At 73.0% G+C, this 15,358-nt stretch carries 9 protein-coding genes; 7 read left to right on the top strand and 2 right to left on the bottom strand.

Features of this window, described 5'->3' with window-relative positions; translation table 11 throughout:
• Positions 1–6 precede the first annotated feature (6 nt).
• From HNR10_RS27780 to HNR10_RS27750, 7 genes are all read left to right on the top strand, one after another.
• Positions 7–570: an NADH-quinone oxidoreductase subunit J gene (locus HNR10_RS27780; protein WP_179828615.1), complete on the top strand. Its 564-nt coding sequence runs from the start codon at positions 7–9 to the stop codon at positions 568–570.
• Complete coding sequence (gene nuoK / locus HNR10_RS27775) at positions 567–923, top strand: NADH-quinone oxidoreductase subunit NuoK (protein WP_179828613.1); 357 nt, start codon at positions 567–569, stop codon at positions 921–923. The genes HNR10_RS27780 and nuoK overlap by 4 nt, the downstream gene beginning before the upstream one ends.
• Positions 920–2,941, top strand: coding sequence for an NADH-quinone oxidoreductase subunit 5 family protein (locus tag HNR10_RS27770; RefSeq protein WP_179828611.1), 2,022 nt, complete (start codon positions 920–922; stop codon positions 2,939–2,941). Before nuoK ends, HNR10_RS27770 begins: the two co-directional genes overlap by 4 nt.
• Before the next feature lie 3 nt (positions 2,942–2,944).
• Complete coding sequence (locus HNR10_RS27765; RefSeq protein ID WP_179828608.1) at positions 2,945–4,459, top strand: complex I subunit 4 family protein; 1,515 nt, start codon at positions 2,945–2,947, stop codon at positions 4,457–4,459.
• A complete protein-coding gene (locus tag HNR10_RS27760) occupies positions 4,456–5,874 on the top strand; it encodes an NADH-quinone oxidoreductase subunit N (RefSeq protein WP_246406432.1) in 1,419 nt (472 codons plus the stop codon). Before HNR10_RS27765 ends, HNR10_RS27760 begins: the two co-directional genes overlap by 4 nt.
• Before the next feature lie 167 nt (positions 5,875–6,041).
• Complete coding sequence (locus HNR10_RS27755; RefSeq protein WP_179828606.1) at positions 6,042–6,398, top strand: hypothetical protein; 357 nt, start codon at positions 6,042–6,044, stop codon at positions 6,396–6,398.
• Between the two features lie 387 nt (positions 6,399–6,785).
• Positions 6,786–12,266: an ATP-binding protein gene (locus HNR10_RS27750; protein WP_179828604.1), complete on the top strand. Its 5,481-nt coding sequence runs from the start codon at positions 6,786–6,788 to the stop codon at positions 12,264–12,266.
• Between the two features lie 257 nt (positions 12,267–12,523).
• On the opposite strand, the gene katG is transcribed toward HNR10_RS27750, so the two are convergent.
• On the bottom strand, positions 12,524–14,749 hold the full coding sequence (gene katG, locus HNR10_RS27745) for a catalase/peroxidase HPI (protein WP_179828602.1): 2,226 nt from the start codon (positions 14,747–14,749) through the stop codon (positions 12,524–12,526).
• Between the two features lie 38 nt (positions 14,750–14,787).
• Positions 14,788–15,219: a Fur family transcriptional regulator gene (locus HNR10_RS27740; protein ID WP_179828600.1), complete on the bottom strand. Its 432-nt coding sequence runs from the start codon at positions 15,217–15,219 to the stop codon at positions 14,788–14,790.
• Between the last annotated feature and the right edge of the window lie 139 nt (positions 15,220–15,358).

Genomic DNA, 15,358 nt, shown 5'->3' with positions numbered 1-15,358 from the left:
GGAGCGATGGCCGAGACGGTGGTGTTCGCGGTCTGCGCCGTGGGCGCGGTGGCGTCGGGGGCCGCGGTGTTCGTGGTCGACTCCATGGCCCGGGCGACCTTCGCGCTGCTCGCGTCGTTCCTGTTCGCCGCGGTACCGCTGCTGCTGTTGGAGCTGTCCTACCTCGGGGTGCTGGTGATCCTCATGATGGTGATGGAGATGATGGTGATGGTCGTCTTCATGATCATGTACATGATGAACCCGGCCGGGCTCATGCCGATGAGCATGGTGCACAACAAGGCGGGTTCGCTCGCGGTGGCGGCCGTGACGTTCGCCGTCCTCGCCGCGGGGGTGTTCCTCGTCCCCTGGCCCGCCCGCGAGGGTTCGCCTCCGGCCGATCCGACCCGGCAGCTCGCCGAGGCGATCATGGGGCCGCACATGCTGGTCATGATGCTCGTGGGCATGGTGCTCTTCGCGACGATGGTCGCCTCGGTGGTCCTCTCGACCCCGCGCGGGCGCTACGACCGCTACGGCGACGACCTGAAGCGGACCCGCCCCGACGACCCGATCGGCGGGGGGCTCGGCCGATGACCCTGGAGGCGTTCCTGCTCCTGGCCGCCGCGCTGTTCTCGGTGGGCCTGTTCGGCGCGCTGAGCCAGCAGTCCGTCGTCATGGTGATGATGGGGCTGGAGCTGATGATCAACGGGGTGATCGTCGCCGCGGCCGCCCTGTGGTACTTCGTCTCCCCCGAACGGCCGGACGGTCAGGTGCTCGTCCTCGTCGCCATCACGGCGATGGCCGTGGAGATGGCGGCCGGGTTCGCCGTCACCACGGCGATCTTCCGCGCCCGCGACATCGACATGGTCGACGCGGCCGACGACCTCGGGGACCGGCGGCAGGAGCAGGGCCAGGAGCACGGGCAGAGCCGGGAGCAGGACCGGTGACCGCGGCGCTGTGGGCACTCGTGGCGCTGCCCGCCCTGACCGGCACGGTGCTGCTGGTGGCCGGCCGGCGCGCCGACGCGGTCGCCGCGCCGTGCGCCGTGGCGTCGGCGGTCGCGGGGCTCGCTCTGGCCGGTGCCGTGGCCGCGACGCGTCCGGCCGCGGCCGCTCCCGCGCTGGCCGGGATCCCCGCGAACCTGGCCGTGGATGGGCTCTCCGCCGTCATGGTCCTCACGGTCACCGCGGTCCACCTGGCCGTGGTGCTGTTCGCGTCCGGCGAGCTCGGCTCGGACGAGGCACGGGCGCGCTTCTTCGGGTTCATGTCGCTCTTCGCCGCCGCGATGCTCGTCACGGTGACGGCGACCGGGCTACTCGTGCTGCTCGCGGCGTGGGAGGTCATGGGCGCCGTCTCCTACGCCCTCATCGGGTACTGGTGGCGCGGGTCCGAGCGGGTCCGCTCGGCGGGACTGGCCTTCCTCACCACACGCGCGGGCGACCTGGGCCTGTACCTGGCGGCCGGGGCCGCGCTCGCCGGCGGCGCGGGCGCGCTCCAGCTCTCCGGGCTCGCGGGGTTGGAGGGGGTCTGGCGCGACGCCGCGGTGGCCGGGGTGGTCGTGGCCGCGCTCGGCAAGTCCGCCCAGTTGCCGTTCAGCTTCTGGCTCTCGCACGCGATGGCCGGGCCCAGCCCGGTCTCGGCGCTGCTGCACTCGGCCACGATGGTCGCGGCGGGCGGCTACCTGCTGGTGCGGGTGGAGCCCGCGCTCGCGGCCGCGGTGTGGGCGGGGCCGCTGGTGGCGTGGGTCGGGGCGGCCACGGCGGTCCTGCTCGGCGTGGTGGCGCTGGCGCAGTCGGACCTGAAGCAGCTGCTCGCCGCCTCGACGTGTGCCCAGATCGGCTTCATCGTGCTGGGGGCGGGCACGGGTGGGGTCGCGGGGGCGAGCCTGCAGTTCACCGCGCACGCGGCGGCCAAGAGCCTGCTGTTCCTGTGCGCCGGGGCGTGGCTGGTGACGCTGGGCGCTCGGGACCTGGAGGGCCTGCGGGGCGCGGCACGGCGGCACCCCCTGGTGGGGGCCGCCTTCACTGCGGGGGCGCTGGCCGTCGCGGGGGTGCCCCCGACCGGGATCTGGGCGGCCAAGGACGCGGTGCTGGCGGCGGCGCTGCGGAGCTCGCCCGCCCTGTACGCGACGGGGCTGGCGGCGGCGGCGCTCGCCGCCGCCTACGCGGCCAGGGCGCTGGTCGCGGTGTGGGCGCCGGCCCTCCCCCGGTCCCGGCCGCACGGCGGGGAACACGGGCGCGGACCCGCGAAGGCCCGGCGTTCCCCGGGGGCCGCGCCCTCCGTGGGAGGCCGCGCGCCCGCGGACGGAACGCGTCCCGCCGTGGCGCGGGCCTCCCTCCGGGTGCCGCTGCTCGCCCTGGCCGTCGGTTCCCTCGCGCTGGGCGTGCTCGCCCTTCCGGCTGCGGCGCACTGGTGGCGCGCGTTGCTGGACGTGCCGGGCGAGCGGGGGCCCGCCGGCTGGGAGATGGCGGCCTCGGCGCTGGTGAGCGTCGTGGTGCTGGTCGGCGCCGGCCTGGTCTTCGCCCGCGGGTCCGCGCGCGCCGCGGTCGCGGAGGAGGGCGGGGCCGGACCGGGGACCCCGGCGAGGGCGGGGAACGGAGTCGCGTCCGGGACCGGCCTTCCTCCGGTCGGCCGGTGGGCGGCCGACTGGCTCGGGCTGGAGCGCCTGGTCCGCGGCGGCCTCGTCCGCCCCACCCTGGCGCTCTCGCGGGGCCTGTCCGTCTTCGACGACCGTGTCGTCGCGGGCGGCGTGCGTGCCGGCGCCCGCCTGGGCCTGACGGCCGCCGACGCGGTCCGCGACCGCGTCGAGACCGCCGCCGACCGGTCGGTGGGGGCCGTCGCCTCGGCGGTGCGCACCGCCGCCCGCTGGGCGCTGCGCCCGCAGACCGGCCTCCTCCACCAGTACTACGCCCAGGCCGTCGTCGCGCTCCTCGTACTGGCCACCGTCTTCGTCCTGATGAGGTGAGGCGTGCTCTCCGTCGCCGTGTTCCTGCCCCTGCTCGCCGGCCTGGTGCTGCTCGCGGTGCCGCGCCCGCGGGACGGCCTCGTGGCGTGGACCTGGGTCTGCGTCGCGGCGCTGGACCTGTTCCTGGTCCTCGTGTTGTGGGCCCGCTATCCGGCCGCCGTGGGACCGGGGCAGGACGCGGTGGGCGGCTTCGCCTTCGAGACCCACGTGCGCTGGATCCCCAGCGTCGGCGCGGGCTACCACATCGGGGTGGACGGGCTGTCGCTGCCGCTGCTCGCGATGACGGCGGTCCTGTTCCTGGCCTGTGCCGTCCACTCGCTGCGGCAGCGGCGGCGCACGCGCGCCCACGCGGTCCTCTTCCTGTTCCTGCAGACCGTCTCGCTGGGCGTGTTCAGTGCCCTGGACCTGCTGCTGTTCTTCGTCTTCTTCGACCTGTCCATCGTCGGGATGTACTTCGTCATCGCCGGATGGGGGCACGGCCGGCCCGCCCGTTCGGCACTGCAGTTCTTCCTGTACACCTTCCTCGGGTCCCTGGCCCTGCTCCTGGGCTTCATCGGCCTCTACCTCGCCGCGGACCCGCACACGTTCGACATCGTGGAGCTGACCGGACGGCCTCCCCTGGAGGACGGCGGTCCCGTCGCGGGGCTGGTCCTCCTGGCCATCGCGCTCGGCCTGGCGATCAAGACGCCCACCGTGCCCTTCCACACGTGGCTGCCCCCGGCGCACACCGACGCGCCCGCGGCCGGCTCGGCGATCCTGGCGGGCGTGCTGCTGAAGATGGGCACCTACGGGTTCGTGCGCGTGGCGATGCCGATCCTGCCCGGGGCCTGGCGCGAGTACGCGATGGTCTTCGTGGTCGTCGGCGTGGTCTCGGTCCTGTACGGCGCGCTGGTGGCGCTCGCCCAGACCGACTTCAAGCGGATGGTCGCCTACACCTCGGTCAACCACATGGGCTACATCCTGCTCGGGCTCGGCGCGGCCGGGCTCGCCACCGCGGACGAGGCGCGCGCCGCGGCCCTGGCCGTGACCGGGAGCGTCACCCAGATGGTCAGCCACGGGCTGCTCACGGGCGCGCTGTTCCTGCTGGCGGGCGCCCTCCACGACCGGGGCGGCACCTACCGGATGGCCTCCTACGGCGGGCTGGCCGGGACCATGCCGCTGCTGGCGGCGCTGACCTCGCTGGCGGCGTTCGGTTCGCTGGGGCTGCCCGGGCTGTCCGGCTTCATCGCCGAGTTCCAGATCTTCACGGGCAGCCTGTCCTTCGTTCCCGTGCCGACCGCGGTGGCCTTCCTCGGGATCCTCCTCACCGCCGCCCTCTTCCTGCGCGCGCTGCAGCAGCTGTTCACGGGCGACCTCCGGATCCCGGAGCACGCTCGGACCGGTGACCTCACCGCGCGGGAGCTGGTGGCGATCGCCCCGCTGACGGCGTTGTCCGTGGCCATCGGCCTCTTCCCGCGGTTCCTGCTCGACCCGATCGAACCCGCCGCCCGCGCGCTCGTGGCACTGGTGGTGCGATGAGCATGACGGGACACGTCGATCCGGCGATGCTGGTGCCCGAGATCGTCCTGGCGCTCGCGGCGGTGGCCGCGCTGCTGCTGGGCGGTTGGACGCCCCGCCGCCGGCAGTGGACCGTGCGGCTGTGCGTGGTCGCCGCGCTGCTGGGCGCGCTGGCCGCCGCGCTCACCGCCTGGGCCCGCTCGGAGGACATGGTCACCGGCGGCTTCGCGGTCGACGCGGGCACACACGCCGTACGTGTGACCGTGCTCGTCGGCGTCCTCGTCGCGGTGCTGCTGGCCGGCGACTCCTTCTCCGGGCACCCCCGGGAGTCGGAGTCCTACGTCCTGCTGCTGCTCGGCGCCCTGGGCACGGTGGCGCTGGCCGGGGCGAGCGATCTGTTGGTGCTCGCGGCGGCCTACCTGCTGGCGAGCATCCCGCTCTACGCGCTGACCGGACTGACCAGGGACTCCGGCGGCACCGAGGGGGCCCTGAAGTTCTACCTGCTGGGCGCGATGCTGGGGATCCTGCTGCTCACCGGTACCGCGCTGCTGCTCGGTGCCGGAGGGGCGACCGACTACGCCACCCTGGCCGGCGCCCTGCCCGACGCGCCGCGCGCCCTGGTGGCGGCGGGCACCGTCGCGGTCCTGGCCGGGCTGCTGTTCAAGGCCGGCGGTGTGCCCGGCCACTTCTGGGTCCCCGATGTCACCGAGGGGGCGCCCGCCCCGGTCGCCGCCTTCGTCACCACGGTGCCCAAGATCGGGGCGCTGGTGGCGCTGTACCGGCTGGGCAACGAGGTGCTCACCCGTGCTCCGTTGGACTGGCCGCTGCTGTGCGCCCTGCTCGCGGCGGCGTCCATGACCCTGGGCAACCTGGGCGCCTTCTTCCAGACCGACGCGCGGCGCCTGCTCGCGTACTCCGCCATCAGCCAGGTCGGCTACCTGCTGATGGCGGTGGCGGCGGTCGGGGGCACGGCCGGACTGGCACGGCCGGGCCTGCTCTTCTACCTCGCCGCCTACGCGGTGACCAACCTCGGGGCCTTCGCCGTCGTGTGCTCGCTGCCCGCGACCAGGTCCCTGGAGCAGTACACCGGGCTCTTCCACCGCCGCCCGTGGTCGGCGCTCAGCCTGGTGGTCTGCCTGCTCGGGCTGGTGGGGACCCCACCGACGGCGGTGTTCGTCGGCAAGCTGACCGTCTTCACCGCGGCGTTGGACGCGGGCCTGGTGTGGCTGGTGGTCCTGGCCGCGGTCAACACCGTCGTCAGCCTCTTCTACTACCTGCGCTGGGTGTTCCCACTCTTCCGCGCCCGCCCGACCACGTCCGGCGAAGGCGCGATTACCGGGCTCGCCCGGCGGACGAGCACTGGAGTCGCCGTCACCCTGGCCGCTGTGTCCCTCGCCATGGGCGTCCTGGCGGGACCGCTCCTCGGCGTCCTCTGAACGGCGCGCCGGGCCGTCTCGCCGCGGACCGGCGTGAATCCGTGGGAACGGGATACGCCCCGGAGGAATCCCGCCCGGGGGGCGGCCGCGACGGGTTCGGGCGCCCCCCGGTGGGAAGGGCGAGGAGCATGGTGCGCCCGGGGCGTCCGAGCGGTCACGGCGACGCCATGGCCGACCTCACGGACGAGGAACTGTACGACGAGCTCGTCGCGTCGCTCGCCGCCGAAGGAGTGCGCGCTACCGCGCGGCCGGATCGGTCCGGCCTGCTGATCCACCACGGGTGGTCCCTCGGGGCGGACGGCGCTCCGGAGCGGTTCGAGCCTCCGCTCGAACTGCACTTGGACCCGTGTGCACTCGGGCGCCACCTGCGTGGCATGGCCGCCGACGCCCAGGAGGCCATGGGCGGCTCCTCCCCGATGCGCGCCGCCATGTCGCTCTTTCTCGTCCACCTGGAGGAAGCCGTCGGCACCCGGCCCGGTCGGCGCCACCTCCACCTCGGCCGCGGCGGGGTCGATGCGCGCTGACCGCCGGAGACGGGCGCGCGTCCGATTCGAGGCGAGCTCCTTCCTCCACGGGGCTCGCCCACCGCCTGCGAGCCCTGGGCCCCGACCACCCCCACACGCACACGAGCGCGCGGGTCCCGCAGAGCCGGCGGGACAAGGTGCCCGAGGACCGTGCCGCCACGCCCGGGCGAGCCCGCGCGCCCGGGGCCCGGTGGTTGTGAGAAGTCTCGCCCCCGGGCTCGCGACGCGGCGGTCGTTTGTGGGGTTCCCACAACACAGTAGATCCGGGATGGGCGATGCGCCCCATTGTTGAAACAGGCGGGCACCGAGGAAGGTGTAAGAAGGTGCAGGCGGCGTCCAGGGCCCGGGCGTCGCCTTCCGTGTGTTGGGACTTGGGGGACAGAGTCGATGTTCAGTCGTGTTGCGATCGTCAACCGTGGAGAGGCCGCGATGCGGCTCATCCACGCCGTCCGGGACCTCTCGGCGGAAACAGGGGCGCGGATCGAGACCGTCGCCCTCTACACCGACGCCGACCGCACCGCGACCTTCGTGCGTGAAGCGGACACCGCCTACGCGCTCGGCCCCGCCTCGGCCCGCCCCTACCTCGACCTCGCCGTCCTGGAACGGGCCCTGGTCGAGACCGGCGCCGACGCCGCGTGGGTCGGCTGGGGATTCGTCGCCGAGGACCCGGCCTTCGCCGAGCTCTGCGAGAAGATCGGCGTCACCTTCGTCGGGCCCAGCGCGGAGGCCATGCGCAAACTCGGCGACAAGATCGGCGCCAAGCTGATCGCCGAGGAGGTCGGGGTCCCGGTCGCGCCGTGGAGCCGCGGCGAGGTCGCCACCCTGGACGACGCCCTGCGCGCCGGTGAGCGGATCGGCTACCCGCTGATGCTCAAGGCGACCGCGGGCGGCGGCGGGCGCGGCATCCGCAAGGTCACCTCGCACGAGGACCTGGCCGACGCCTACGAGCGCACCAGCCAGGAGGCCCTGCGCGCCTTCGGCTCCGGTGTGGTCTTCCTGGAGCGCCTGGTCACCGGCGCCCGGCACGTCGAGGTGCAGGTCATCGCCGACGGCCAGGGCACGGCGTGGGCGCTGGGCGTGCGCGACTGCTCGGTGCAGCGGCGCAACCAGAAGATCATCGAGGAGTCCGCCTCCCCCGTCCTGGACGACGCACAGGTCGCCGAGCTCAAGGCCTCCGCCGAGCGGCTGGCCGTGGCCGTCGGCTACCGAGGCGCCTGCACCGTGGAGTTCCTCTACCACCCCGGCGAGAGGCTGTTCGCCTTCCTGGAGGTCAACACCCGCCTCCAGGTCGAGCACCCCATCACCGAGCTCACCACCGGCACCGACCTGGTCCGCCTCCAGCTGCACGTGGCGGACGGCGGCCGGCTGGAGGGCCCGCTGCCGCACGAGAGCGGCCACGCCGTCGAGGCCCGGCTCAACGCCGAGGACCCCGACCGCGACTTCGCCCCCTCCCCCGGACGCATCGCCCGGCTGGTGCTGCCGACCGGCCCCGGCATCCGCGTGGACACCGGTGTGCGCGAGGGCGACGAGATCCCCGCCGACTTCGACTCGATGATCGCGAAGGTCATCGCCTACGGCCGCGACCGCGAGCAGGCCCTGGGCCGGCTGCGCCGCGCGATGGCCGAGACCACGGTCATCATCGAGGGCGGCGCGACCAACAAGAGCTTCGTGCTCGACCTGCTCGACCAGCCCGAGGTCGTCGACGGCAGCGCCGACACCGGCTGGATCGACCGGGTGCGCTCCGAGGGCCGCCTGGTCGACCACCGCCACTCCGCGATCGCCCTGGCCGCGGCCGCCATCGAGGCCTACCAGGACGAGGAGGAGATCAGCCGCACACAGCTGCTGTCCACCGCGCACGGCGGCCGCCCGCAGGTCCAGCACGACCCGGGCCGTCCGCTGGACCTCAAGCTGCGCGGCGTCGGCTACCGGGTGAGCGTGGCCCGCCTCGGCGACCAGCGCTTCCGCGTCGGTGTCTCCGGCGGCGGCGACATGCACCCCGCCGACGTCGAGGTCGAGCGCTTCGACGCGCACAGCGGCCAGATCGTGGTCAACGGGCACCGGTTCCGCGTGGTCTCGGCCACGCACGGCCCCATCCACCTGGTCGAGGTCGACGGCGTCACCCACCGCATCAGCCGCGACGAGGGCGGCGTCGTCCGCTCGCCCGCGCCCGCGCTGGTCGTGGCCACGCCGCTGGCGGTCGGCGACGCCGTGGAGTCGGGCGCGCCGATCCTGGTGCTGGAGAGCATGAAGATGGAGACGGTGCTGCGCGCCCCGTTCCGCGCCCGCGTGCGCGAGTGCCCGGTGTCGGTCGGCAGCCAGATCGAGACGGGCGCGCCGCTGATGCGCCTCGAACCGCTGCCCGAGGAGGGCGACGAGACCGCGGAGGCGGCCGTCGAGACGGTCGAGATCGAGCTGCCCGCGGTGCCGGCGGCGTCCGCGGCCGAGCGCGTCGAGCGCGGCCTGCAGGACCTGCGCAGCCTGTTCCTGGGCTTCGACGCCACCCCCGAGGTCCGCAAGGACGTGCTGGCGGACTACCTGGCCGCACGGGCCGAGCTGGGCTCCTCGCCGCTGGCGGGCGAGCTGGACGTGCTCACCGTGTTCGCCGACCTGTCCGAGCTGAGCCGCAACAAGCCCGGCGGCGAGCCCGACGTCACCCCGGACTCGCAGGTGCACAGCCCGCGCGAGTACTTCCACAGCTACCTGCAGAGCCTGGACGCCGAGCGCGCCGGGCTCAGCGAGAGCTTCCAGGCCAAGCTCACCAAGGTGCTGGCCCACTACGGCGTCACCGGCCTGGACCGCACCCCGGAGCTGGAGGCCGCGGTCTTCCGCATCTTCCTGGCCCAGCAGCAGATGAGCTCCCACGTCGCCGTGGCCTCGGAGCTGCTCCTGCGGTGGCTGGACGACGCGCCGCCCGTGGACTCGCTCAGCGAGCCGGTCGGCCTCACCCTGGAGCACCTGGTCGAGGCCACACAGGTGCGCTTCCCCACCGTCTCGGACCTGGCCCGCGGCGTGGTGTTCCGCTGGTTCACCCAGCCGCTGCTGCGCCGCAACCGCGCCAAGGTCTACGCCGCCGTGCGCGACGACCTGCGCCACCTGGACCGCGACCCGCGTGCCGCGGACCGCGCCGAGCGGATCCAGTCCATGGTCGCCAGCTCCGAGCCGCTCGTCCGGCTGATCGGCCAGCGCATCGGCCGGGCCGGACGCGACCACGCCGCGCTGCTGGAGGTGCTGACCCGCCGCTACTACGGCAATCGCGGGCTGTCGGAGGTCGCCTCCGTCGAGGTCAGGGGCTGCCCGCTGGTCACCGCGCGCCACACCGGTTCCGACGGTGTGACCGGCGTGGCCGCCACCGCCGTCGACATCGCCGCGCTGCCCGACGCCATCGCCGCGATCGGCGCGGTCGCCGCGCGGGACGCCGAGCACGGCATGGTCGCCGACGTGTACCTCACGTGGGAGGGGCAGCCCGACGCCGACGCCATGGCGCTGCGGCTCGGCCGGATCCTCGCCGACCACCCGCTGCCCGCGAACGTGGAGCGCGTCACCACCACCGTGGCCGGGACCAACGGCGCGGTGATGCACCACCACTTCACCTTCCGCTCCGAGGACGGAGGGCTGGTGGAGGACCGCCTCATCCGCGGCCTGCACCCGCAGATCGCGCGGAAGCTGCAGCTGGAGCGGCTCCGCGAGTTCGACCTCACGCGTCTGCCCTCGGCGGACGAGGAGATCTACCTGTTCAAGGCCGTGGCGCACAGCAACCCGGCCGACGAGCGGCTGTTCGCGCTGGGCCAGGTCCGCGACCTGACGCCGCTGCGCGACGCCGAGGGGCGCCTCATCGCGCTGCCCGCGGTGGAGGACACCATCACCGCGTGCCTGGACTCGATCCGCAACATCCAGGCGCGGCGGCCGCGCAACAAGCGGTTCGACACCAACCGGATCATGATGTACGTCTGGCCGCCGACCGAGCTGAGCCTGGACGAGCTCGACGCGCTGGTCCAGCGCATCCTGCCGACCACGGCCGGCGCCGGGCTGGAGGAGGTCCAGTTCGTGGCCCGCCAGCGCACCGCCTCCGGTGAGCTGACCGAGGTCGCCGTGCGGATCACGTTCGACCCTGGTCACGGCGCGCGCCTGCACGTCGACAAGCCCTCGACCGAGCCCGTGCTCCCGCTGGACGACTACCGCCTGAAGGTGCTCCGCGCCGCCCGGCGCGGGACCGCCTACCCCTACGAGCTGACCGGCATGCTGGCCGGTCCGCGGGGCGGCTTCGTCGAGCACGACCTGGACGAGGACGGCCGGCTCGTGCCGGTGGACCGCCCCAAGGGGCAGAACTCGGCCGCGATCGTGGCGGGCGTCGTCACGACCCCGACCGAGCGCCACCCCGAGGGCGTCACCCGCGTGGTGCTGCTGGGCGACCCGACCAAGGCGCTGGGCGCGCTCTCGGAGCCGGAGTGCTCGCGGGTGATCGCCGCGATCGACCTCGCCGAGCGGATGCGGGTCCCCCTGGAGTGGTTCGCGCTGTCCGCGGGCGCGCGGATCTCGATGTCCTCGGGCACCGAGAACATGGACTGGGTCGCGGCCGCGCTCAAGCGGATCGTGGAGTTCACCCAGGACGGCGGCGAGATCAACATCGTGGTCGCCGGGATCACCGTCGGCGCCCAGCCGTACTGGAACGCCGAGGCGACGATGCTCATGCACACCAAGGGCATCCTGGTGATGACGCCGGACTCGGCGATGGTGCTCACCGGCAAGCAGTCGCTGGACTTCTCCGGCGGCGTCTCGGCGGAGGACAACTTCGGCATCGGCGGCTACGACCGCGTCATGGGCCCCAACGGGCAGGCGCAGTACTGGGCGCCCAACCTGCCGGCCGCCCGCGACGTGCTGATGTCGCACTACGACCACACCTACGTCGTGCCAGGTGAGGACGACCCGCGCAGGGCCGCCACCAACGACCCGGTCGACCGCGACGTCTCGGAGTTCCCGCACAAGATCGCCGAGAGCGACTTCACCACCGTCGGCGAGATCTTCTCCGCGCAGCACAACCCGGACCGCAAGAAGCCGTTCGACATCCGTACGGTGATGCGCGCCCTGTCCGACCAGGACCACCCGGTGCTGGAGCGCTGGGCGGGCATGGCCGACGCCGACACCTCGGCGGTGCAGGACGTGCACATCGGCGGACACCCGGTGTGCCTGATCGGCATCGAGTCCCGGTCCGTGGCCCGGCGCGGCTTCCCGCCCACCGACGGCCCGGACTCCTACACCGCGGGCACGCTGTTCCCGCGGTCGTCGAAGAAGACCGCGCGGGCGATCAACGCGGCCTCGGGCAACCGGCCGCTGGTCGTGCTGGCGAACCTGTCCGGGTTCGACGGCTCGCCGGAGTCCATGCGCAACCTGCAGCTGGAGTACGGCGCGGAGATCGGCCGGGCGATCGTCAACTTCCGCGGCCCGATCGTCTTCTGCGTGATCTCCCGCTACCACGGCGGCGCGTTCGTGGTCTTCTCCAAGGCGCTCAACCCGAACATGACAGTGCTGGCGCTGGAGGGCTCGTTCGCCTCGGTGCTCGGCGGCGCCCCGGCCGCGGCCGTGGTGTTCGCCGGTGAGGTGAACAACCGCACCGCGACCGACGAGCGGGTGACCGCGCTCCAGGCGCGGGTCTCGGAGACCAGCGGCGCCGAGCGGGCCGCGCTCAACGCGGAGCTGGCCGAGGTCCACTCCTCGGTCCGGGCGGAGAAGCTCGGCGAGGTCGCCGCGGAGTTCGACGCGGTCCACAGCATCCAGCGGGCGGTCGAGGTCGGCTCGGTGGACGCGATCATCAGCGCGGCCGAGATGCGGCCGCGGATCATCGAGGCGATCGAGAACGGCCTCAAGCGATAGCACCGGACGAGGGGGCCGGCCGCGGGCGTACCGCGGCCGGCCCCCTCTCGTGTGTCGCCGCCCCGGAGGGTCGGCGGCCCACCGGTGCCCCGAGCGACCGGTCGCCGCGGTCGCCCCTGGGCACCCCGGGCATCCCGACGCCCCGGGCATCCCGACACCCCGGGCGCCCCGGAGACCCCCGCGACGACGAGAGCCGGCCCGACCGTGGTGGTCGGGCCGGCTCCGGATCCGGGATACCTACAGATCCGTCATGTGGATCAGACCAGGTCGAAGCGGTCCGCGTTCATGATCTTGTTCCACGCGGCGACGAAGTCCTGGACGAACTTCTCCTTCGCGTCGTCGGAGGCGTAGACCTCGGCCAGCGCGCGCAGCTCGGAGTTCGAGCCGAACAGCAGGTCGACACGGCTTCCGGTCCACTTGACCGCACCGGAGTCGTCCTTGGCCACGAACGTCTGCGACGTCTCGGAGGTCTCACCGGTCGGGGCCCAGTTCGTCCCGAGGTCGAGCAGGTTGACGAAGAAGTCGTTCGTCAGCGCGCCCGGGTGCTCGGTGAACACGCCCACGTCCGAACCGTCGTAGTTGGTGCCCAGCACGCGCAGGCCACCCACCAGAACGGTCATCTCGGGCGCGCTCACGCCGAGCAGGTTCGCCTTGTCGAGCAGCAGGTACTCGGCCGGGAGGCGGTTGGCCTTGCCGTAGTAGTTGCGGAAGCCGTCGGCGACCGGCTCGAGGAAGGCGAACTGACCGGGGTCGGTCTGCTCCTGCGTGGCGTCGACGCGGCCCGGGGTGAAGGGCACCTCGATGTCGTGGCCGGCCGCCTTGGCGGCCTGCTCGACACCGACACCGCCGGCCAGGACGATCAGGTCGGCGAGCGAGACCTTCTTGTCCGAGGAGGCGTTGAACTCGACCGCGATGCTCTCCAGCGTGTTGAGCACGCCGCGCAGCTCGGCCGGGTTGTTGACCTCCCAGTCGATCTGCGGCTCCAGGCGGATGCGGGCACCGTTGGCGCCGCCGCGCTTGTCGCTGTCACGGTAGGTGGACGCCGAGGCCCACGCCGTGGACACCAGCTGGGAGACGGTCAGGCCGGACTCGGCGACCTTGGCCTTGAGCGCGGCGATCTCCGCGGCGCCGATGACCTCGCCCTCCTGCGCGGGCAGCGGGTCCTGCCAGATCAGCGTCTCCTCCGGGACCTCCGAGCCGAGGTAGCGCACCTTCGGGCCCATGTCACGGTGGGTCAGCTTGTACCAGGCGCGGGCGAACGCGTCCGCGAACGCCTCGTGGTCCTCGTAGAAGCGGCGCGAGATCTGCTCGTAGACCGGGTCGACGCGCAGCGACAGGTCGGTGGTGAGCATGGTCGGCTTGTGCTTCTTGCCGGGGATGTGGGCGTCGGGGATGATCTCCTCGGCGTCCTTGGCGACCCACTGGTTGCCGCCGCCCGGGCTCTTGGTGAGCTCGTACTCGAACTCGAACAGGTTCTTGAAGAAGCCCTGGCTCCACTGCGCGGGCGTGGTGGTCCAGGTGACCTCCAGGCCGGAGCCGATCGCGTCGGCGCCCTTGCCGGTGCCGTGGTTGTTCTTCCAGCCCAGGCCCTGCATCTCCAGGCCCGCGGACTCGGGCTCGGCCTCCAGGTTGGAGTCCGGAGCCGCACCGTGGGTCTTGCCGAAGGTGTGGCCGCCCGCGATGAGGGCGACGGTCTCCTCGTCGTTCATGCCCATGCGGCCGAAGGTCTCGCGGATGTCGCGAGCGGCGGCCAGCGGGTCCGGGTTGCCGTTGGGGCCCTCGGGGTTGACGTAGATGAGGCCCATCTGGACGGCGGCCAGCGGCTTCTCCAGGTCGCGGTCGCCCGTGTAGCGCTGGTCGTCGAGCCACGTGGTCTCGGGGCCCCAGTAGACGTCCTCGTCGGGCTCCCACACGTCCTCGCGACCGCCGCCGAAGCCGAAGGTCTTGAAGCCCATGGACTCCAGCGCGACGTTGCCGGTGAGGATCATGAGGTCGGCCCAGGAGATGTTCTGGCCGTACTTCTTCTTGACCGGCCACAGCAGGCGGCGGGCCTTGTCCAGGTTGACGTTGTCGGGCCAGCTGTTCAGCGGCGCGAAGCGCTGCTGGCCGGCGCTGCCGCCGCCGCGGCCGTCGTGCGACCGGTAGGTGCCGGCGCTGTGCCACGCCATGCGGATCATGAGCGGGCCGTAGTGCCCGAAGTCGGCCGGCCACCAGTCCTGGGAGTCCGAGAGGACCTCGGCGATGTCCGCCTTCACGGCGTCCAGGTCGAGGGCCTTGAAGGCCTCGGCGTAGTCGAAGCCCTCACCGAGCGGGTTCGACACGGCCGGGTTCTTGGCCAGGATCTTCAGGTTGAGCTGGTTGGGCCACCAGCCGCGGTTGCCGCCGCCCTGGGTGGGGTGCGGAGCGCGGCCGTGCGCGACCGGGCAGCCGCCCGCGGCGTCCGTCTTCAGAGGTGCGTCGACGCCTTCGTGGCTTTCAGACATGGTGTCCTTCCGGAGCAGGGAGGAGTGAACTGGCTGTTTCAGGAACTCGGTGTGTCGGAGCAGTCCGCGCAGACGCCCCAGTACACGACCTCGGCCTCGTCGATGGCGAAGCCGTGGTCGTGCGAGGCGTTCAGGCACGGTGCGTGGCCGACGGCGCAGTCGACGTCGGCGATGGCACCGCACGACCGGCACACGACGTGGTGGTGGTTGTCCCCGACCCGCGTCTCGTAGCGGGCCACGGAGTTCTGTGGCTGTATGCGTCGCACCAGGCCCGCGCCGGTGAGTGCCTTGAGGACGTCGTAGACGGCCTGGTCGGACACCGTACCGAGGCGCGAGCGCACCACACCGATGATCGACTCCGTGTCCGCGTGCGGGTTCTCGTGCACGGCGGAGAGCACGGCCAGTCGAGGGCTGGTCACCCGCAGAGCGGACTCGCGCAACATTCGCTCGAAATCCGAAGGGGTTGTCATGCCTCGAAGTCTGCCGCCTTTTCTGGAACAAGTCAAATGTTGGGGCGAGTCCGACAAGGCCGCCCGAATGCTCCCGTCCGAGAGTGTTCGGCCTGGTCGGACCCGGTCCGCCGAGGGGGCGCCGGTTCCGGCGGCGGCG

This window comes from Nocardiopsis aegyptia, from assembly GCF_013410755.1.
GTDB lineage: Bacteria > Actinomycetota > Actinomycetes > Streptosporangiales > Streptosporangiaceae > Nocardiopsis > Nocardiopsis aegyptia.
The sequence above is the reverse complement of the archived record's forward strand: the minus strand, read 5'-3'. Positions and strand labels throughout refer to the sequence as shown.